This is a genomic window from Sphingopyxis sp., assembly GCF_050725615.1.
Classification (GTDB): domain Bacteria; phylum Pseudomonadota; class Alphaproteobacteria; order Sphingomonadales; family Sphingomonadaceae; genus Sphingopyxis.
On sequence record NZ_JBOHHU010000050.1, the window covers coordinates 1 to 17,961 of the forward strand.

The window sequence follows — 17,961 nt, forward strand, 5'->3', positions numbered from 1 at the left end:
CCATCGCACCTTAGGCACGTCCGGTAACCGCTGGAGACGTGCGCGCGTGCCAATTGCCATCAACAGGATGATCGTCAGCTGGCGCACGCTCGGCCTTGCGCTCCTGCTCAGCATCATCGTGGGTTTTACGGGCGCCGGCGACCTTCCCGACCGCTTGATCGCGATGGCGTCGAGCCGGCTCGGCGACCGGCCGGTTTCGGGCGATATCGTCATCGTCGCGCTCGACGACCGCACCCTCGGCCAGACCCCCGGCGGCAGCTTTTCGATGACCCAATATGGCCAGGTCGTCAGCGCGATCGACAAGGCCGGCGCCAGGCGCATGTTCCTCGATTTCTATTTCGACCGCCGCGAATCCGATCCCGATTTCTCGCGGCTGACCGACGCGGTGAAAAAAATGGGCGACCGCGCGGTGCTCGCGGTCGCGACCAAGTCGATGCCGGGCACCGACCGCAGCCGCTCGATCTTTCCCAACCCCGCCTTCGGCGAAAAGGCCCAGCTCGCCAGCATCGCCTGGGATTTCGAATTCTGGCAGGTGTGGAGCGTGCCGATCACCTATATGGCCGACGGCCGGCGCCTGCCGACCTTCGCCTCGCTGCTCGGCGGCAAGACCTCGGCCGAGCCCAAAAGCTTCCGCCTCGATTTTTCCTACGACACCAACAGCATCCCGCAATATGGCGCCGCCGACCTGCTCGCCGGGCGCGTCGGCGCGGCGCAGCTCAAGGGCAAGGACGTGATCTTCGCGCCCACCGCCTCGACCTTTCAGGACGCCCATTATCTCCCCGGCCACGACCTCGTCCCCGGCGCCTATATCCATCTGATCGCGGGCGAGACGCTCAAGCGCGGCAACCCGGTCGACATCGGCTGGCTGCCGCCGCTGGGGCTGATGATCGTCATCCTGTTCGTCGCCTTGCTGCCGCGCTTCCAGCGCTGGTACGCGCCGACCGCGCTCATCTCGGTGGCGGCGCTGGTGATCGCCAAGGTGTTGCTTGCGACGCTGCTCGTCACCACCTCGATCGGCGCCGCGCTCTTCCTGATCGCTGCGGTCAGCGCCAATGTCAGCCGCAAGCGCCGCCGCTTCTCCGCCCAGCGCGAAAACCCCGTCTCGGGCCTGCCCAATTTCGAGGCGCTGCGCGCCCAGCCCGCCTTCGGCAGCGCGACCGTCATCGCCGCCAAGCTCGTCAATTTCGAGGATCTCGCCGCCTTCCTGCCCGGCGAGGGCAGCCAGCAGCTCGTCGACCAGGTCGCGCGCCGCCTGACGCTGGCCTGCCATGGCACCCAGCTCCATCACGATCTCGACGGCACCTTCGCCTGGCTCGTCCCCTATTATCAGCACAGCCAGATCGAGGGGCATCTCGCCGGCCTCGCCGCGCTGTTCAACGCCCCGCTGACGATCGGCGAGCTGCGCGTCGACGTCGCCATCGCCTTCGGGGTCAATGACGAGTTCGAGGGATCGAACGCGCAGCGCCTCGCCGCCGCGCTGGTCGCCGCCGAGCGCGCGATCCGCACCCGCGCGCTGTGGACCAAATACGCGCCGCGCCAGAAGGAAGACGCCGGCTGGCAATTGAGCTTCCATTCGCAGCTCGAAGACGCGCTCACCGGCGGCGACATCTGGGTCGCCTTCCAGCCGCAGTACGACATCCGCAGCCGCGCGCTGGTCGGGATCGAGGCGCTCGCGCGCTGGACGCACCCGACGCGCGGACCGATCCCGCCCGACGAATTCATCGTCCAGGCCGAAAAGAGCCAGGACATTTATCGCCTGACCCTGTTCGTGATGGACCAGGCGATCCGCTCGGCGGCGCAGCTCCACGATCGCGGGCTCAAGGTGAACATGTCGGTGAACCTGTCCGCCACCCTGCTCGACCATGCCGACCTCGTCGGCACGATCCGCGTCATGCTGACCGCGCATCATCTGCCGCCCGAAATGCTGACGATCGAGATCACCGAAACCGCGCAGATCGAAAACAGCCGCCAGGCGCGCCAGACCCTCAGCCAGCTGCGTCGCGCGGGCATCCGCCTGTCGATCGACGACTATGGCACCGGCCAGTCAAACCTCGAATATCTGACCGAAATCGAAGCCGACGAGATCAAGATCGACAAGCGATTCGTGATGACGATGCGCGATTCGCAACGCAACTTCGAAGTGGTGAAATCGACCATCGACCTCGCCCACCGTCTCGGCGCCGTCGCGGTCGCCGAGGGCATCGAGGACGCCCCGACCATGGCGCTGCTCGAAGAGCTCGGGTGCGATGTCGGGCAGGGCTATCACCTTGGCAAGCCGCAGCTATTTTCCGAACTAGCAACCGCGCTCGCCCCCACCCCGCACAGCCGCTCGGCATAATCGTTACCAGATTGGTAACATTATTAGTTAAGACTCGATTTACCACGTCTCTTAGGGTATATACTGCGTTAACTGCTCTGCGTGGGCAGTCCTGCAGTGCATCTAGGAGACATCCCATGGGTTGGTTCTACAGATGGATGGGCGGCGGCGGCACCGGTAGCGGTGGCGGCCAAGCCTAATCCGAAACGAAATAGAGAAAGGGCCTCGGCATCGCCGGGGCCTTTTTTCATTTGGTGCTCGGGGAATTTTGACGAACGAAGACGGTTAACGACCGGGTTCGGGCTGAACACGACCTTCAATGGATCCTCACCCTCCAACGAGACACGTGGCTCGTTGGACTTGATCCGGGGTCCATTCTCGCAGCGTTGAAGGAATGGATCCCGGATCAAGTCCGGGATGACGAAGGTCTGCAAGCGACCGTTTTTGGCCGTAAGGTAGGAAGACGGAATTGCCCGAAAGCAGGCGGCATGTGCTACGGTAGGCAAAAATTAGTTCTGTGAGGCGGCGATGGATTTCCCCGAAGGTCATACTAATCTCTATCTCACTGAGATCGGTGAGCCCTCTGAAAACACATTGCGGATCGTGGTGGCTGAAGGCCTTCTTGGGAACCCATCTCCAATCAAACTTGCCGGTGTTGATCTTGGCGAAGGCCGCCCAATCGAGATCACAGGCGAGAGTCGCCATTTTGAGCTAAGTTGGGATGACTACGTCGCATACGTAGTTCGAAACGAAAGCTTCTGGAAGGCGGAGCCGGAAGGGTCGCACATGGTAAATCAACTTGAGAGGCGCTTTGATTCCGCATTCCTTGAATTCGTTTTCACAACCACATTCGCTGACGACGATTACCCCGGACCACTTCAGCATTGGGCATTAAGCACCCTGAATCACTGTGTCGATGTGGTGAGCGTCCAGCCCCCACGCGTTCAACGATTGGCGGCGGAGGTGAGCTAACAATTCGTTTCCTCCAGAAACGGACAGTCCGCTTCCCACCCCAAAACCGCCGTCGGCCTTTCCCGCCACTCGCGCCTCACGGCAATCGCCAGTCGATCACGCTCTCATGGAAACCACCGGCGTCGCTCGGCTCGAAGCGGGCGCGGCGGGTCAGCAACGCGCATGTCGCCGCGTCGAGGTCGGGATGCCCGCTCGACGACATGGTCTCACAGGCGGCCACCGAGCCATCGGGCGCCACGGACAGACGAAAGCCGACCGCTCCGCCGCGGCCCTCGCGCTTCGCGATCACCGGATAATCGCCATAGGTCAGCCAGGCCTCCCGATCGACCGGCACGACCGCCGGCGGCATCTTTGCCAGCACCGCTGCCAGGCATTCGCGCGCCGCCGGCACGGCCTTATCGCTGCCCGCCAGCGAAAAACGCGCGGCGGGCACATCGCCGCGCCGGATGACCAGGTCATGTTCGGACCCGAAAGCCGCCAGTACATCGTCGTCGAAATAGCGACCGATGCCCTGTCCGAACTCGCCGCGCTCGTCCACGACAAAGCCCTCGCCACTGTAGGTCGAATCGCCGACCTGCCAGACCGCCTGATCGAGTCCCGGAAAGGGCGCAGCCGCAGTGCTGCTGAGCAGCAGGATGGTGACTTGCTCGTCGGCCCGCAGCGCGACGATCATATTGGTCGCGGCGACATCGTCATAGTGCCGAACGAGCGCGCAATAATCGGGCAATTCGACGATCGACCAGCCTTCGACATCGGCCTGCGGCTGGGCGGCGGCGGGCAGCGCGGCCAGCGCCAGCGTGCCAGCAAGCGCCATCATATGGACAGGCTTGAACATCGATCCCCCGCACATGCGAACATGGCCCGCCTTGCCACAGCCGCTCCGCATCGAAAAGGCCGTCGGCACCCCGCCCCCACATCTTGTGCCGGAGCAAAATAATTTTGGGCGGTGCGGCACTTTTGCCACGCCTCTGCCGCAGCCGCAGAAAGCCGCCACTTGTGCCTGCGAAGCGTGCCAAAGTGTCGACGAAACGAATCAGAAGAGCGACGAACCGAGTCCCTAATCTGTCATTTACCGTCTTGCGTCTCAGCGCCGACGTGGCACTATGGATGGTGGGTAGACCACGGGGGCACCCCAAGAATTAGTGTTTGGCCGGAAATGGCGGTTTTCCGTCGCTCATGGGACATGGGCACGGGAAAGAGCATTTTGCGTCCAAAATTATGTGCCCCCCGGGGTCGTTTCAATGCTAGGCTGGGATTTCGTCCCGAGTCGAACAAGACAAGAACAGGCGCGCAGGTCGCGCCGGTGCAATCGGGGGCGGGATACATGGATTTTCGGGATACGGACCGGGTGGAGACGAGCGACGTGGCGACGATGGAATTGACGAAAAATGACGCGCCGGCGGCGCCCGAATCGACGGGCGATTCGGCTCCGGCCGCCAAGCTCAACGACAGCAGCGAGCCCAAGGTGCACGCACGCCGATTCGCGATCGAGACCGACCGCAGCCGCGACGCGCTGCTCACCGACTTCGGCAAGGAAACGCTCGAAGACCGCTATCTGCTGCCCGGCGAATCCTATCAGGACCTCTTCGCGCGCGTCGCCGACGCCTATGCCGACGACCAGGATCATGCCCAGCGCCTCTATGATTATATCTCGAAGCTGTGGTTCATGCCCGCGACCCCCGTGCTCTCGAACGGCGGCACCGGGCGCGGCCTGCCGATCAGCTGCTATCTGAACTCGGTCGACGACAGCCTCGAGGGCATTGTCGGCACCTGGAACGAGAATGTCTGGCTCGCCTCGCGCGGCGGCGGCATCGGCACCTATTGGGGCGCGGTGCGCGGCATCGGCGAACCCGTGGGCCTCAACGGCAAGACCAGCGGCATCATCCCCTTCGTCCGCGTCATGGACAGCCTGACCCTCGCGATCTCGCAGGGCTCGCTGCGTCGCGGCTCGGCCGCCTGCTACCTCGACGTCTCGCACCCCGAGATCGAGGAGTTTCTCGAGGTCCGCAAACCTTCGGGCGACTTCAACCGCAAGGCGCTCAACCTCCACCACGGCGTGCTGATCACCGACGAGTTCATGGAAGCCGTCCGCGACGGCGCCGAATTCAACCTGCGCAGCCCCAAGGACCAGAGCGTGCGCGGCACCGTCGACGCGCGCAGCCTGTTCCAGAAGCTCGTCGAAACCCGCCTCGCGACCGGCGAACCCTACATCATCTTCATCGATCAGGTGAACCGCATGATGCCCAAGCATCATCGCGATCTCGGCCTCAAAGTCACCACCTCGAACCTCTGCAGCGAAATCACCCTGCCGACCGGCCGCGATCATCTCGGCAATGATCGCACCGCGGTCTGCTGCCTGTCGTCGCTCAACCTCGAAACCTGGGACGAGTGGAACGGCGACAAGCGTTTCATCGAAGACGTGATGCGGATGCTCGACAACGTCCTCCAGGACTATATCGACCGCGCGCCGCCCGAAATGGCGCGCGCCAAGTACAGCGCGAGCCGCGAACGCTCGGTCGGCCTCGGCGTGATGGGCTTCCACAGCTTCCTCCAGGCGCGCGGCCTGCCCTTCGAGGGTGCGATGGCGAAATCGTCGAACCTGCGCGTCTTCAAGCATATCCGCGCGCAGGTCGATCAGGCGTCGATGCTGCTCGCCAACGAGCGCGGCCCCTGCCCCGACGCCGCCGATCAGGGCGTGATGGAGCGCTTCAGCTGCAAGATGGCGATCGCGCCGACCGCGTCGATCAGCATCATCTGCGGCGGCACCAGCGCGTGCATCGAGCCGATCCCGGCGAACATCTACACGCACAAGACGCTGTCGGGCAGCTTCTCGATCCGCAACCCGCACCTCGAGGCGCTGCTCGTCGACAAGGCGAAGAACAGCGACAATGTGTGGAACTCGATCCTCGAAAAGGGCGGCAGCGTCCAGCACCTCGACTTCCTGACGCAGGACGAGAAGGACTGCTACAAGACCAGCTTCGAGATCGACCAGCGCTGGCTGCTCGAACTCGCCGCCGACCGCACCCCCTACATCGACCAGGCGGCGTCGCTGAACCTGTTCATCCCCGCCGACGTCGAGAAATGGGACCTGCTGATGCTCCACTATCGCGCGTGGGAACTCGGCATCAAGTCGCTCTATTACCTGCGGTCCAAGTCGGTGCAGCGCGCCGGCTTCGCGGGCGGAGTCGAGGCCGACAACACCGCCGAGGCGCCGGTCTACGAGTTGCAGACCACCGATTATGACGAATGCCTCGCGTGCCAGTAAGGACCTGACGCGATGAACAAAAACGCCGGTTGCACCCTCGCGGCCATTGTGGCCGCGGTGGTCATCCTGCTGATCGTCCTGGTCGGCTGGCCGCAGTACCGCGTCTATTCGCAGCGGCTTGCCGGCGAGGCCGCGCTGGCCGAGGCGCAATCCTCGCGCCAGGTCGCGATCCTCGAGGCGCGCGCCAAGAAGGAAAGCGCCATCTCGCTCGCCGAGGCCGAGGTCATTCGCGCCAAGGGCGCGGCCGAGGCCAATGCGATCCTGCAGAACAGCCTCGGCGGCCCCGAAGGCTATCTGCGCTATCTCCAGATTCAGGCGCTCGAATCGTCGAAAGCCTCGCTCATCTACGTCCCGACCGAGGGCGGCCTTCCGGTCACCGAAGCCCGCCGCCTCGCCCCGCAATAACGCCCGTTCGCACGACCCAAGGAAACGCCCATGCCGCTGCTAGAAGCCCGCAAGACCTACAAGCCCTTCGAATATCCCTGGGCGTTCGATTTCTGGAAGCGCCAGCAGCAGATCCACTGGGTACCCGAGGAAGTGCCGCTGGGCGAGGATTGCCGCGACTGGGCGCAGAAGATCAGCGATCACGAGCGCAACCTGCTGACGCAGATCTTCCGCTTCTTCACCCAGGCCGACATCGAGGTGCAGGATTGCTACCACGACAAATATGGCCGCGTGTTCAAGCCGACCGAGATCAAGATGATGCTGACCGCGTTCAGCAACATGGAGACCGTGCATATTGCCGCTTACTCGCATTTGCTCGACACCATCGGCATGCCCGAGAGCGAATATGGCATGTTCCTCGAATATGACGAGATGCGCGCCAAGCATGATTATATGCAGCAGTTCGGGGTCGAGAATGACGAGGATATCGCGCGCACCCTCGCGATGTTCGGCGGCTTCACCGAGGGCCTCCAGCTCTTCGCCAGCTTCGCGATGCTGATGAACTTCCCGCGCTTCAACAAGATGAAGGGCATGGGCCAGATCGTCAGCTGGTCGATCCGCGACGAGAGCCTGCACTGCGAGGGCATCATCAAGCTGTTCCACACCTTCACCAAGGAACGCGGCTGCCTGACCAAGGCGGTGAAGGAAGACATCATCGACACCTGCCAAAAGACCGTGCGGCTCGAGGATGCGTTCATCGACCTCGCCTTCGAACAGGGCCAGGTCCCCGGCATGACGCCCAAGGAGATCAAGCGCTACATCCGCTACATCGCCGACTGGCGCCTGGGCCAGCTCGGTTTCCAGCCGATCTACATGATCGACGAACACCCGCTGCCCTGGCTCGCCCCGCTCCTGAACGGCGTCGAGCACGCCAACTTCTTCGAAACCCGCGCCACCGAGTACAGCAAGGGCGCGACGCGCGGCGAATGGAACAATGTCTGGTCGAGCTTCGACAACCGCAAGAAGGCGAAGACCAGCGAAGACGCCGCCGCGGTGAACGACGCCGGCGACGACGGCGAGGACATGTTCGCCAAGGCGGGGATCGCGGCGGAGTGATAATAGCTACGCCCTCCCCTTCAGGGGAGGGCAGCGAGACTTGCCAGCTTGCTGGCTAGTCGCAGCGGGTGGGGGCCAGCGGCCCAAAGCAACGCCCGCCCAAAAAAAGAAGAACTGAAAATGACCGAAGAGAAAAAACAGAAACTCGTCATCCTCAGCCAGCCGCAGCGCGCAACGCTCGAAGGCCTGTCGAACCGCCGCCCCCAACTCCCCACCGATCCAGTGCGCAATGAACTCGTCGCGCTAGGTCTGGTCGTGAAGCAGGGCGCCAAATGGGCGCTGACCCCGCAGGGCAAGAAGGTGCTGGCCGCGAACTCGAACCGGCGGAATGCGGGCGGATTTTCGGTTTGAAAGTTTGAGACCTGCGGCGGAGTAGAATGGAATGAGCGATTGGACGCCCGACAAGGTCAGGGATATTTTGCAAAGCAATGGTGTTGCAGTAAAAACTGAAGGTCGTACCGGAAACAATTTAGGATCAGAATTCCGGTGCCATGAAGGCCAAATTATTCAGGTTTACGATACTGGAAAGCTCTCTATCCAAGGGAAAAATGCGGATTCCATACGTGGCCTGTTTGGCGTGGTCCCGGTTGCTGTACCGCTGGCTAAAGAAGCACATAAAAATCAAGCCAATCGGAATGTTTTCGTAGTTTACGGACATGATGGCGATGCAAGGAATGAGTTAGAAGCAATGCTTCGGCGCTGGGGACTTAACGCGCTAATTTTGGATCAGTTAACAAGCGGCGGCCAAACGATAATAGAAAAGCTCGAGTCCGTTCGCCAGGAGGCCGGATTCGCCGTCATTTTAGCTACGCCTGACGACCAAGGTCACCGCACAAATCATCCAGAGGAACTTGCTTTTAGAGCAAGACAGAACGTTGTCCTTGAGCTCGGAATGATGCTCTCCGTTCTTGGCAGAGACAAAGTCGCTATATTGATGAAAGACCAAGATGCGATGGAACGACCGTCAGATATTCAAGGTCTGATATACATCCCATTCAAGGACAAGGTGGGCGAATGCTCGTTGGCGTTGGCCAAAGAGATAGATGCAAAAGGAATCCCGATAGACCTCAAGAAGGTTTGACATGAAGGATCATCCGCGTAAAAGATCTTGTTATGTTCTTACCCGATGATCCGCTCAGCGACGCCGCCGTAAACCTGCTCGCTACGGCGCGCGGGAAAAAATTTGGTACCATTCTCGCTGATCCGCCGTGGCAATTTCAGAACCGTACCGGAAAGGTAGCTCCCGAGCATAAGCGCCTTAATCGGTATGGCACGATGACGCTTGACGAGATTTGCGAACTGCCGGTCGCTGACATCGCTGACGACCCATCGCACCTCTATCTCTGGGTGCCCAACGCGCTTCTCCCAGATGGTCTTAGGGTTATGGATGCTTGGGGATATCGCTACATCTCGAACATCGTGTGGCACAAGATTCGCAAAGATGGCGGCTCGGATGGCCGAGGCGTCGGCTTCTATTTTCGCAATGTCACCGAAATTCTACTGTTTGGTGTGCGTGGTAAGAATGCGCGTACCCTTGATCCTGGTCGCAGTCAGGTAAACATGATTCAGTCGCGCAAACGCGAGCACAGCCGCAAACCCGACGAACAATATAAGATCATAGAAGATTGCAGCTGGGGCCCACGTCTGGAAATGTTCAGCCGGGGCAAACGCAAGGGTTGGACTGTTTGGGGCAATCAGGCGGATGAAAGCTATGCGCCTGATTGGAACACGTATGCCTACAATAGCGCGCTACCCCTAGCTGCGGAATAATCATGGCCACTGACTATTTGGTTCCTGAGGACATCGCCTACCTGTATGAAGTCCATGAGTGGCGTAATGCCGTCGGTGTGCTGACGACAGCGTGCATCCGCGAATGGGAAGAAATACAAGCAGCGCTGCGGGCTTTTCGACTGTTGCGCAGTGAGGTGATTGCGCCCGGCAAGAATCGTTCGTCGATTGTCGAGCGTTTGGAGCGGCCTCTTAAAGATGCTGGATGGGTAGAACGGCATTTTGCGACTGCAATCGTGGTTGATGGCCAAGCCAAAGAATCGCCTACTCACAGCGTTGATTGCTTCAAAGGTCGTGTCGCTCTTGAGGTGGAATGGAACAACAAGGATCCGTTCTACGACCGCGACCTCAACAATTTTCGCCTCCTGTTTGATCTCCAAGTGATCGATGTTGGCGTAATCATTACTCGCTGCTCTGAATTGCAAAGCATCTTCAATGATCTTGAGAAGGGTACGAGCTATGGAAATTCGACTACGCATATGGGAAAACTGCTCCCACGGCTGCGTGGCGGATCGGGTGGCGGGTGCCCTATCGTAGCCTTTGGAATCAGTTCGAAGCTGTACGACGAAGACTGATGTTTGCTTAAATCCCCGATCGCTGTCCCGTCCTCCACGCCCCAAAAATCCTATTTCGCACACCCCACCCAAAAAAACCCCTTTCCTAATTTATTTCGCTATGTTCCAAACTGGCAGATGAGCCACATCGCCCCCATCCCTTCGCCCGATCCCGCCGCCGAAACCGCGCTCGACGCGCATGGGCACGACCCGGCCGCCTATGACTGGGTGCCGGTGCTGAAAAAGCGGCGCAAGGACGGCTGGTCGCCGGACAAGCAGCGCGCCTTTATCGAGGCGCTGGCCGACAGCGGGTCGGTCGTCACCGCGGCGCAGCGCGTGGATATGTCCGAATCCTCCGCCTATCGCCTGCGCCGTTCCCCCGGGGCCGAAGCCTTCGACCGCGCCTGGTCGGCGGCGATCGACGCGGCGTCGAAGAAATTGCTCGACGCCGCCTTCGAACGCGCGCTGGTCGGCACCGACGAGCCGATATTCGACCGCGAGGGCCGCCGCATCGGCCGCCGCCTGCGCCAGAGCGACCGGCTCCTCATGTTCCTGCTGCGCGCTTATGGTCCCGACTGTTTCCGCCCCGACGGCTTGCGCGCCGCCGCCCGCCGCACCGACTCCGCCCCGGCTCCGGCAGTGGCCGAGGCGTTGATCCACCTGCACCCCGAACCGCCCGCCGCCCCCGCCGCGCTGATGGCGCCGGACGATCTCGCGGTGGCGCTGGAGATTGCCGACCTCTGCGGCGGCGAGCTGCCGCGCTGGTATCGCGACGCCCCCGACGAGCCCGACCCGGTGCCCGCGGCCATGCCGACGCCCGATGACGATGAGGCTGAACTTCCCTGAACTTTGGCCAGACGGCGGCGCCAATGGGCTGAACTTCACTGAACTTTGGCAAGCTATGGGACCGGCGCCCGCTAATTCACCGTCACCCCACCCGGCACCCCGCGCACCCCCGCCGCCGCGAACATCACCCCGCCGCGCACCGCCTCGGGCGAGCCGTCGAGCAGCGCCAGCTTCACCAGTTCGCGCGTCACTTCGCTGTCGTCGTCGACCACCAGCTGCAGCGATTCCACCCCGACCCCGTCGCGCACGACCACCACGTCGCGGACCAGCGCCAGCGGCCAGCGCGCGCTGCCGCCGCGATACAGCGTCACGCCGTCGTGGCGCACATAGGCGTTCCGCCACCGCCACAGCCGCCGGAAATACACGAACCCCACCACCGCGACCGCCATCAGCGCGGTCATCACGACGTCGCCGAAGAATATGCTCCGCACCACCTCGCCCGCCGTGTCGCCGCGCGCTTGGCGCAGCACCAGCGCGGCGAGCGCCAGCGCGCACAGCAATTGCCCCGCCGCCAGCGGCTTCGGCTTCAGCCGCGCGATCACGATCGTCATCCGGTCCGCAGTCCTCATTGCGCGCCTAGATAGGCACGCCCGCGCCGCAGCGCCAGTCGGACCGCGCGCGCCCGCTTGCATCGCTGCCCCCACGCTGTATTATAAATGCAACACAGCAGGATATCGACCATGCCCCTCACCCTTCTCCTCGCCGCCGCGCTCGCCGTCCCCGCCCCCGCCCCGATGCCCAGCGGCGATGCGCTGACGCATCAGATCGCCGACGAGGATGCCCAGCTGTTCTGGGCGGTGTTCGAAGGCTGCCAGCCGCAGCTCCTCGGCGACCTGCTGCTCCCCGACTATCGCATGGTCCATGACAAGGACGGGCTCGCGATTCCCGATCGCGCGACCTTCATCGCCGGCCTGGAAAAACAATGCGCCGCGCGGCAACCCGGCGGCGCCAATGCGGGGTACAAGAACCGCCGCCTGCTCGTCCCCGGATCGCGCACTGTCCGCCCGATGGGCGATTGGGGCGCGATCGAGGAGGCGTCGCATATCTTCTTCGAATGGAACGCCGGGGCCGCGCGCTGGGACATGGTCGGCGGCGCGCGCTACATGCATGTCTGGCAATGGATGCCCGCCGAAGGCCGCTTCCGCCTGTCCGAAAGCCTCAGCTACGACCATAGCGCCGCCGCGCCCTATCCGCCCCTCGCCGTGTCGACGCCGACCGGCACCGACTGAGGCCGCGTCTGCCAGGGTCGGGGCGCCCCTGCCGCGCGGCGAGCCGCCTTTCTTCGCCGCCGATCGCTGCTATACTCGCGGGCGGAAGGAGAAGCCCTATGCAAGCCGTCACCGAAGGCGACCGCCGCAAGGAAATCCGCGTCCTGCTCGGCCGGATTCAGGCGCATCCCGAACGCGACTGGAGCGCGGTGCGACGCCGCCTCACGACCCTGACCAAGCTGGTCGGCATCCCCGCCAAGCGGCGCTGACCCGCGCCGTCCGCAACGCTTCACCGCATCGCAATCGTTAACGCGATTGACGATCCCGCCGAATCCTGATTGTCACGCCCTATGGTGGGCAGGGGGCCCGCCGGTTTTGGGGGTTGCCTTTCAATGACATCGAATACGCTTGCGGGCGCCGTTGCGCTCGCCCTTGTTCTGCCCAGCTTTTCGCCCGCTTTCGCGCAGGATACGACCGCCGCGCCGGTTGCTCCCGCCGTCGTCCCGACCGTCGTCGACGCCTCGCCGATTTCCGCGCAGCCCGTCGCCGTAGCCAATGCGACGCGCACGCTGCCGGCCAACACCGAAATCCTGCTCAGCATGAACGAAGAACTGACGACCAAGAAGAATGAAGAGGGCGACACCTTCTACATGACCGTCGTCCACAACGTCACCCACGACGGCTTCGTCGTGATCCCGAAGGGCGCGCGCGCCACCGGTGAGATCACCTGGCGGACCGGCAAGGGCGCCTTCGGCAAATCGGGCAAGATGGAAATCGAGCTGCGCTATGTCGAGGTTGGCGGCAAGCGCATCCCGATCACCGGCACCTTCCGCCAGGAAGGCGAAGGCAACACCGTCGCCACCGTCGCCGGCGTCGTCGCGGTCGGCGTTTTCGCGGTCTTCATCACCGGCAAGTCCGGCCGCATCCCCGCCGGGCGCGAGCTCAGCGTCCGCACCAAGGACGAACTGGCCTTCGCCGTTCCCGCCACCATGCCGACGGCGGCGCCCGCTGCGGTGATGGCGGTCGCGGTCGACGCGCCGGTCACCGCCGAAGCGGCGGCCACGGCGCCCGCCGACGCACCGGCGGCCGAACCGGCAGCGGCGCCCGCCGCACCCGTCACCGGGGGCTGATCGCCGCTCCAGGCGCAAAGCCGGGCCGGTCCACGCCGTGTCCGAACCGACAAAACGGCCCATTCCGCTCCGCGCGGGATGGGCCGTTTTCGATGCGGCGGCGCGGAACCCGCGCCGCCGGCCTTCGTCCGATTATTCGGCTTCCTCGAACAGGTCTACCGCATTGGCCGCCGTCGCCGACAGGCGCACCGTGTCACCCTCGACCGCCGCGACAAGGCCGGCGGGAAGATAATGATGCTTGCCATCGACGCTGTCGGCCCGGGTCAGCTTGATGCGCTCGCCGTCGAGATGGTCGACGGTGCCGATATGGACGCCGTCGGCGCCGACAACCGTCATATCTTCCTTGATCGCGCTATGGTCATGGTCTGCCACGAGATATCTCCTTGCCGATCGCCCGGCGAGTCCGGGCGAGTCCTGTTCACCATACGCCGGATCGCGGCATTCGATCCACCGGGTTCGACGACCTGCCCCGAAACAGCGAAGCGCCGCTAACACCACGGCCGCCGTGTCCCCTCCCACGGCCGCGCCAGCCCTTCGCCGACCAACGCCGCGCCGACGCTCGTCCCGCCGCGCGTCACGATGCGCAGCTTGCGGCCATGGCGATCACGATCGCGCGCCGCGCTTTCGAGGCTGAACGCCCCCGCATTCAGCCACGCCCGCAGGCGCCGCGTCGCCGCATCGCCCAGCGCCGCCTCTCGCGGGCAACGCGCCGGATGCGTCTCCGGCGTGTCGATGTCGGCGATGCGATATTTCTCGCCCGCGAACCACAAGGTGTCGCCATCGACGACGCAGTCGGTGCCGCCGCCGCTGTGGCAGAAACCGAAGCGCGCCGTCAGCCGATCGGCGGGCGCGGCGGCCTCGGCGCCATCGACGACCGCCGACGGCGCGCGTGCCGCCATGCCGTCGAGCGTCCCCGGCGGCAGTTGCAGCGCCGCCGCCCCCGCAAAGGCGAGCGCCATGACGGGCGTGACGAAACGGATCGCACCCACGCCGCGCGATCGCACGGCTTTGCGATACTGCCGCCGGCGGCGATGGGTCGAAAGGAAATCGGGACCGGCCATGCGCCGATCCTGCCATCACCGGCTGAGCAAAATCCCGACGCGCCCGATCCGTTCCGGGAGCGACCCGGCGCCGGACTGCACCGCGACGGCGTCATTTTGATATCGATCAATGCGCGGCGTCCTCATCGGCGCAATGCGGCGGCGTCCACATTTGCAAAGGGAAATACCATGTCGAGCCCGCTGTTCCAGACCCCCTTCCTGATCTTCATGGGCATGATGGCCGCGTTCATGCTGACGCTCGGTCCGATCGCGCTCGCCGATTTTCTCCGGTCGCGACGAAATTAGGGCGCGCCGCGCGGCTCGTCGTCCTCGATGCCGTCTTCGCCCAGTTCGCCATCCTCGTCATCGTCGCTGCGCTCGCCGCGATAGGCGCCCATGTCGATGCGGCCCGATCGCTCCATCTGGCGCATATGGTCGACCAGGTCCTGGACATCCCCGCTGTCGCCCGGCCCTTTGGCCTTGACGCTGTCGCCCAGCGGGCGGGCGCGCCGCGCCGCCTCGGCGACGGTCTGCGCCTGCGCCTCCTCATCCTCCTGCTCGCGGTTGAACGCTTCGGGGGCTTCGGTGTCGCGGGGATCGTCCATGGCGGGTTCCTTTCTGGCTGTCCGGTCAACGCGCGCCGCCGCGCCGCCGTTCCTCAGGCCGCGTCGGCGAGGACCTTGCGCTCGATCACGCGAATGAACACCTCGGGATCCTGTGCGCCGGGCACCAGCATCCGTCCGCCGAGGATGAAGGCGGGAACCCCGGTGATATTCTGGTCGGCCCAATAGGCTTCCTCGGTACGCACCATCTCGGCAAATTCGTCGCCGGCGAGGATCGCCGCCGCCCGCGCGCGGTCGAGCCCCACCGAGGCCGCCACATCGGCGAGCACCGCATGATCGCTCACATCGCGATTGTCGGTGAAATGCGCCTGGAACAGCGCGAGCTTGAGCGCGGTCTGCACCCCGGTCGCGGCCGCCTGGTCGGGCTTCTCGAGCGCCCCTGCCCAGCTCAGCAGCCGGTGCGCGTCGAAACTGTTGCGCATCCGGAACCCCGGCCCGCGATTGAAGACGAAGCCCAGGTCGGCGGCGATGCCCGCCATCTTGCCGCTGTTGGCGCGGCTCTGCTCGGCGCTGACGCCATATTTGCGCATCACATGTGCGGCGGCGTCCTCGCCCTCCGGCGGCATGTCGGGATTGAGTTCAAAGGGATGCCATTGCACCCGGAAGTCGAGCCGCCCGGCAAAATGCGCCATCACGCCCTCGAACTTCCGCCAGCCGATAATGCACCAGGGGCACATCACGTCGGAAACGATATCGACGCTCAGGCGCGGCAGCGGTTTTTGGGTCATGGGCGGGGCCTTTCTTTCGCCCAACCTAGACCTCGCTCGGTCCGGACACCAGCCCGGACCCGTGGCTAAAAAACGATGCGGCGGTCGGTGCCCGAACGGCGGTCGCGGCCCGAGCGGCGCTCGGGGCCCTTGTAATTCGGGTCCTGCGCCTTGCGGCGATCCTCGCTGCGACGGCCGGGACCGTCACGCCGGCCTGTATCGGGTTCCATCCGATCTCTCCTCCCCGCCCCACCGGCAGGAAGAGGGAATATCGCACAAAAGCAATGCGAAAAGGTTAACGGCGGATTAGGGAGTTTCGGTGGGTACGCCGTCGGTCACCGGCGCGGGCCGCGACAGCACCCACCAGCTGCCGACCATCAGCAACACCGACAGCGCCTCGATGATCATCCCCTGCACGATCCCGAAATTGGTCGGATCACCCATGGCGACGCCGATCAGCCGCCCCGTCAGCGCGGTGCCGTAAAGCGCGGCGGGCACCAGCAGCGCGCGCATCCATCCCGGCACCAGCGCGCCCAGCGCCGCCGCGCCCGCCGATACCAGGAAGAAGGACGACAGGTCGGCGCGCAGCGTGTTGATCGCGACCCCGCTGATCGTGAAGCCGAAGGTGTCGGTGTAGCTCGCCGGATCCAGCACCCCGCGCGCGCCGATCATCAGGAAAAAGACCGCCCAAAGCAGGACGGCGCCGCGCAGCACCCAGTTGATCATTTTCTTCTCCCCTGATTGCCGGGCAAGCTGCGGCATCGGGGCGGAAAAGGCAATATCGACGGCGAGCTGGGACGGGGCCCATCAAGCCGGCCTATAAAGTCCCGTTCGTGTCGAGCGGACAGGGAAGGCGCGCTAGAGCCCCTCGGCCGCAAAAGTCTCTTCGATCCAGCCGCCGCCCAGCACGCGCGATTCGTCGCCCGCGTCATACAGCACCGCCGCCTGCCCCGGCGCGACACCATATTCGGGCGCCGCAAAGATCAGCCGCTCACCCGCGACCCGCGCCGCGACCGGCCGCGCCATGCTGCGCACCTTCGCCAGCACCGCGCGCCCGTCGACATCGGCCAGCCAGTTCGCCTCGCCCAGCCGGGCCGACGCCACCGCCAGCGCGCGCCGCGGTCCGACGATCACGCGCTTCGCCTCGGCCTCCAGCCGCACCACATAGAGCGGCTCGGCCTGCCCGCCGATCTCGATCCCGCGACGCTGCCCGACGGTATAGTGGATCAGCCCCTTGTGCGCGCCGAGCACGCTGCCGTCGACATGGACGATCTCACCCCGGTCGTCGGCCTCGGGGCGCAGCTTGCGCACGAGCGTCGCATAATCGCCGTCGGGCACGAAGCAGATGTCCTGGCTGTCGGGCTTGCCCGCGACTCCCAGTCCCAGCTCGCGCGCGATCTCGCGCACCACGCTCTTTTCGAGTCCCCCTAAAGGAAAGCGCAAAAAGTCGAGCTGGTCCTGCGTCGTCGCGAACAGGAAATAGCTCTGGTCGCGCGCCGGATCGACCGCGCGGTGCAGTTCGGCGCCGGCCGGCCCCATCACCCGCCGAACATAATGGCCGGTCGCCAGGCAGTCGGCGCCCAGCTCCTTCGCGAGGCGGAACAGGTCGGTGAACTTCACCCCCATGTTGCACCGCACGCACGGGATCGGCGTCCGCCCGGCGAGATATTCGTCGGCGAACTGGTCGATCACCGTGTCGCGAAACCGGCTTTCATGGTCATAGACATGATGCGCGAAACCCAGCCGGTCGGCGACCGCGCGCGCATCGCGGATATCCTGCCCGGCGCAGCAGGCGCCGACGCGCTTCGCCTTGGCGCCATGGTCGTAAAGCTGCAGCGTCACCCCGATCACTTCGGCGCCCGACCGCGCGGCGAGCGCGGCGACGACGCTCGAATCGACTCCGCCCGACATGGCGACGACGATTCGCCGATCCTTCAGCGGCTCGGCGAGCTGGAAGTCGGCGCGGGCAAGCCGGGCGGGGGAAGAAATCAGCGTGGCCATGATCGCCGCC

The 17,961-nt window shown here is 64.4% G+C and carries 22 protein-coding genes; 13 read left to right on the forward strand and 9 right to left on the reverse strand.

The genetic code is table 11. The features are described 5' to 3' along the window. Window positions 1-46: 46 nt before the first annotated feature. Window positions 47-2,338, forward strand: a complete 2,292-nt coding sequence (locus ACREB7_RS12695; RefSeq protein ID WP_431592640.1) for an EAL domain-containing protein — start codon at window positions 47-49, stop codon at window positions 2,336-2,338. A gap of 507 nt (window positions 2,339-2,845) precedes the next feature. Beyond that, on the forward strand, window positions 2,846-3,289 hold the full coding sequence (locus tag ACREB7_RS12700; protein ID WP_431592641.1) for a hypothetical protein: 444 nt from the start codon (window positions 2,846-2,848) through the stop codon (window positions 3,287-3,289). A 76-nt stretch (window positions 3,290-3,365) separates the two neighbouring features. On the opposite strand, the gene ACREB7_RS12705 is transcribed toward ACREB7_RS12700, so the two are convergent. After that, a complete protein-coding gene (locus tag ACREB7_RS12705) occupies window positions 3,366-4,124 on the reverse strand; it encodes an energy transducer TonB (RefSeq protein WP_431592642.1) in 759 nt (252 codons plus the stop codon). Window positions 4,125-4,613: 489 nt separating this feature from the next. Between ACREB7_RS12705 and ACREB7_RS12710 the strand changes: the two genes are divergently transcribed. From ACREB7_RS12710 to ACREB7_RS12745, 8 genes are all read left to right on the forward strand, one after another. Further along, window positions 4,614-6,554, forward strand: coding sequence for a ribonucleoside-diphosphate reductase subunit alpha (locus ACREB7_RS12710; RefSeq protein ID WP_431592643.1), 1,941 nt, complete (start codon window positions 4,614-4,616; stop codon window positions 6,552-6,554). A 12-nt stretch (window positions 6,555-6,566) separates the two neighbouring features. Beyond that, window positions 6,567-6,959, forward strand: a complete 393-nt coding sequence (locus tag ACREB7_RS12715) for a membrane protease subunit (RefSeq protein WP_431592644.1) — start codon at window positions 6,567-6,569, stop codon at window positions 6,957-6,959. Window positions 6,960-6,989: 30 nt separating this feature from the next. Further along, window positions 6,990-8,054: a ribonucleotide-diphosphate reductase subunit beta gene (locus tag ACREB7_RS12720; protein ID WP_431592645.1), complete on the forward strand. Its 1,065-nt coding sequence runs from the start codon at window positions 6,990-6,992 to the stop codon at window positions 8,052-8,054. A 120-nt stretch (window positions 8,055-8,174) separates the two neighbouring features. Further along, entirely contained in the window at window positions 8,175-8,405 is a 231-nt protein-coding gene (locus ACREB7_RS12725) for a hypothetical protein (RefSeq protein ID WP_431592646.1), read from the forward strand. A gap of 31 nt (window positions 8,406-8,436) precedes the next feature. Then, on the forward strand, window positions 8,437-9,135 hold the full coding sequence (locus tag ACREB7_RS12730; RefSeq protein WP_431592647.1) for a TIR domain-containing protein: 699 nt from the start codon (window positions 8,437-8,439) through the stop codon (window positions 9,133-9,135). A 32-nt stretch (window positions 9,136-9,167) separates the two neighbouring features. Beyond that, window positions 9,168-9,824, forward strand: a complete 657-nt coding sequence (locus tag ACREB7_RS12735) for an MT-A70 family methyltransferase (protein WP_431592648.1) — start codon at window positions 9,168-9,170, stop codon at window positions 9,822-9,824. 2 nt (window positions 9,825-9,826) lie between these two features. Further along, the gene (locus ACREB7_RS12740) at window positions 9,827-10,417 is read left to right on the forward strand and encodes a BglII/BstYI family type II restriction endonuclease (protein ID WP_431592649.1); all 591 of its coding nucleotides are present in this window, start codon (window positions 9,827-9,829) and stop codon (window positions 10,415-10,417) included. Between the two features lie 117 nt (window positions 10,418-10,534). Then, complete coding sequence (locus ACREB7_RS12745) at window positions 10,535-11,242, forward strand: hypothetical protein (RefSeq protein ID WP_431592650.1); 708 nt, start codon at window positions 10,535-10,537, stop codon at window positions 11,240-11,242. A 71-nt stretch (window positions 11,243-11,313) separates the two neighbouring features. Here the strand turns inward: ACREB7_RS12745 and ACREB7_RS12750 are convergent, their stop codons facing one another. After that, complete coding sequence (locus tag ACREB7_RS12750) at window positions 11,314-11,793, reverse strand: hypothetical protein (protein WP_431592651.1); 480 nt, start codon at window positions 11,791-11,793, stop codon at window positions 11,314-11,316. Between the two features lie 129 nt (window positions 11,794-11,922). Here ACREB7_RS12750 and ACREB7_RS12755 point away from each other — a divergent pair, with 129 nt between their 5' ends. From ACREB7_RS12755 to ACREB7_RS12765, 3 genes are all read left to right on the forward strand, one after another. Next, complete coding sequence (locus ACREB7_RS12755; RefSeq protein WP_431592652.1) at window positions 11,923-12,471, forward strand: DUF4440 domain-containing protein; 549 nt, start codon at window positions 11,923-11,925, stop codon at window positions 12,469-12,471. Between the two features lie 98 nt (window positions 12,472-12,569). After that, window positions 12,570-12,719, forward strand: a complete 150-nt coding sequence (locus tag ACREB7_RS12760) for a hypothetical protein (protein ID WP_431592653.1) — start codon at window positions 12,570-12,572, stop codon at window positions 12,717-12,719. A 123-nt stretch (window positions 12,720-12,842) separates the two neighbouring features. After that, window positions 12,843-13,580: a hypothetical protein gene (locus ACREB7_RS12765; protein ID WP_431592654.1), complete on the forward strand. Its 738-nt coding sequence runs from the start codon at window positions 12,843-12,845 to the stop codon at window positions 13,578-13,580. Window positions 13,581-13,712: 132 nt separating this feature from the next. On the opposite strand, the gene ACREB7_RS12770 is transcribed toward ACREB7_RS12765, so the two are convergent. The 7 genes from ACREB7_RS12770 to mnmA all read right to left on the reverse strand — a co-directional run bounded on the left by ACREB7_RS12770 (window position 13,713) and on the right by mnmA (window position 17,951). Beyond that, on the reverse strand, window positions 13,713-13,916 hold the full coding sequence (locus tag ACREB7_RS12770; protein WP_431592675.1) for a DUF2171 domain-containing protein: 204 nt from the start codon (window positions 13,914-13,916) through the stop codon (window positions 13,713-13,715). 152 nt (window positions 13,917-14,068) lie between these two features. Further along, complete coding sequence (locus tag ACREB7_RS12775; protein ID WP_431592655.1) at window positions 14,069-14,641, reverse strand: thermonuclease family protein; 573 nt, start codon at window positions 14,639-14,641, stop codon at window positions 14,069-14,071. Window positions 14,642-14,922: 281 nt separating this feature from the next. Then, the gene (locus tag ACREB7_RS12780; RefSeq protein ID WP_431592656.1) at window positions 14,923-15,225 is read right to left on the reverse strand and encodes a hypothetical protein; all 303 of its coding nucleotides are present in this window, start codon (window positions 15,223-15,225) and stop codon (window positions 14,923-14,925) included. A gap of 53 nt (window positions 15,226-15,278) precedes the next feature. After that, complete coding sequence (locus ACREB7_RS12785) at window positions 15,279-15,971, reverse strand: DsbA family oxidoreductase (RefSeq protein ID WP_431592657.1); 693 nt, start codon at window positions 15,969-15,971, stop codon at window positions 15,279-15,281. Window positions 15,972-16,036: 65 nt separating this feature from the next. Beyond that, window positions 16,037-16,180 (reverse strand): hypothetical protein, encoded by a 144-nt coding sequence (locus ACREB7_RS12790; protein WP_431592658.1) that lies wholly within the window; start codon window positions 16,178-16,180, stop codon window positions 16,037-16,039. A 76-nt stretch (window positions 16,181-16,256) separates the two neighbouring features. After that, window positions 16,257-16,676, reverse strand: coding sequence for a hypothetical protein (locus ACREB7_RS12795; RefSeq protein WP_431592659.1), 420 nt, complete (start codon window positions 16,674-16,676; stop codon window positions 16,257-16,259). 132 nt (window positions 16,677-16,808) lie between these two features. Next, window positions 16,809-17,951, reverse strand: coding sequence for a tRNA 2-thiouridine(34) synthase MnmA (mnmA, locus tag ACREB7_RS12800; protein ID WP_431592660.1), 1,143 nt, complete (start codon window positions 17,949-17,951; stop codon window positions 16,809-16,811). Window positions 17,952-17,961 lie beyond the last annotated feature (10 nt).

Bases quoted from the DNA above. Each gene is read 5' to 3' on its own strand.
- ACREB7_RS12795 (WP_431592659.1), bottom strand. From the start codon at position 16,676: ATGATCAACTGGGTGCTGCGCGGCGCCGTCCTGCTTTGGGCGGTCTTT.
- ACREB7_RS12705 (WP_431592642.1), bottom strand. From the start codon at position 4,124: ATGTTCAAGCCTGTCCATATGATGGCGCTTGCTGGCACGCTGGCGCTG.
- ACREB7_RS12770 (WP_431592675.1), bottom strand. From the start codon at position 13,916: ATGACGGTTGTCGGCGCCGACGGCGTCCATATCGGCACCGTCGACCAT.
- ACREB7_RS12730 (WP_431592647.1), top strand. From the start codon at position 8,437: ATGAGCGATTGGACGCCCGACAAGGTCAGGGATATTTTGCAAAGCAAT.
- ACREB7_RS12780 (WP_431592656.1), bottom strand. From the start codon at position 15,225: ATGGACGATCCCCGCGACACCGAAGCCCCCGAAGCGTTCAACCGCGAG.
- ACREB7_RS12720 (WP_431592645.1), top strand. From the start codon at position 6,990: ATGCCGCTGCTAGAAGCCCGCAAGACCTACAAGCCCTTCGAATATCCC.
- ACREB7_RS12740 (WP_431592649.1), top strand. From the start codon at position 9,827: ATGGCCACTGACTATTTGGTTCCTGAGGACATCGCCTACCTGTATGAA.
- ACREB7_RS12755 (WP_431592652.1), top strand. From the start codon at position 11,923: ATGCCCCTCACCCTTCTCCTCGCCGCCGCGCTCGCCGTCCCCGCCCCC.
- ACREB7_RS12725 (WP_431592646.1), top strand. From the start codon at position 8,175: ATGACCGAAGAGAAAAAACAGAAACTCGTCATCCTCAGCCAGCCGCAG.
- ACREB7_RS12775 (WP_431592655.1), bottom strand. From the start codon at position 14,641: ATGGCCGGTCCCGATTTCCTTTCGACCCATCGCCGCCGGCGGCAGTAT.
- ACREB7_RS12700 (WP_431592641.1), top strand. From the start codon at position 2,846: ATGGATTTCCCCGAAGGTCATACTAATCTCTATCTCACTGAGATCGGT.
- ACREB7_RS12765 (WP_431592654.1), top strand. From the start codon at position 12,843: ATGACATCGAATACGCTTGCGGGCGCCGTTGCGCTCGCCCTTGTTCTG.
- ACREB7_RS12790 (WP_431592658.1), bottom strand. From the start codon at position 16,180: ATGGAACCCGATACAGGCCGGCGTGACGGTCCCGGCCGTCGCAGCGAG.
- mnmA (WP_431592660.1), bottom strand. From the start codon at position 17,951: ATGGCCACGCTGATTTCTTCCCCCGCCCGGCTTGCCCGCGCCGACTTC.
- ACREB7_RS12785 (WP_431592657.1), bottom strand. From the start codon at position 15,971: ATGACCCAAAAACCGCTGCCGCGCCTGAGCGTCGATATCGTTTCCGAC.
- ACREB7_RS12735 (WP_431592648.1), top strand. From the start codon at position 9,168: ATGTTCTTACCCGATGATCCGCTCAGCGACGCCGCCGTAAACCTGCTC.
- ACREB7_RS12750 (WP_431592651.1), bottom strand. From the start codon at position 11,793: ATGACGATCGTGATCGCGCGGCTGAAGCCGAAGCCGCTGGCGGCGGGG.
- ACREB7_RS12760 (WP_431592653.1), top strand. From the start codon at position 12,570: ATGCAAGCCGTCACCGAAGGCGACCGCCGCAAGGAAATCCGCGTCCTG.
- ACREB7_RS12710 (WP_431592643.1), top strand. From the start codon at position 4,614: ATGGATTTTCGGGATACGGACCGGGTGGAGACGAGCGACGTGGCGACG.
- ACREB7_RS12715 (WP_431592644.1), top strand. From the start codon at position 6,567: ATGAACAAAAACGCCGGTTGCACCCTCGCGGCCATTGTGGCCGCGGTG.
- ACREB7_RS12745 (WP_431592650.1), top strand. From the start codon at position 10,535: ATGAGCCACATCGCCCCCATCCCTTCGCCCGATCCCGCCGCCGAAACC.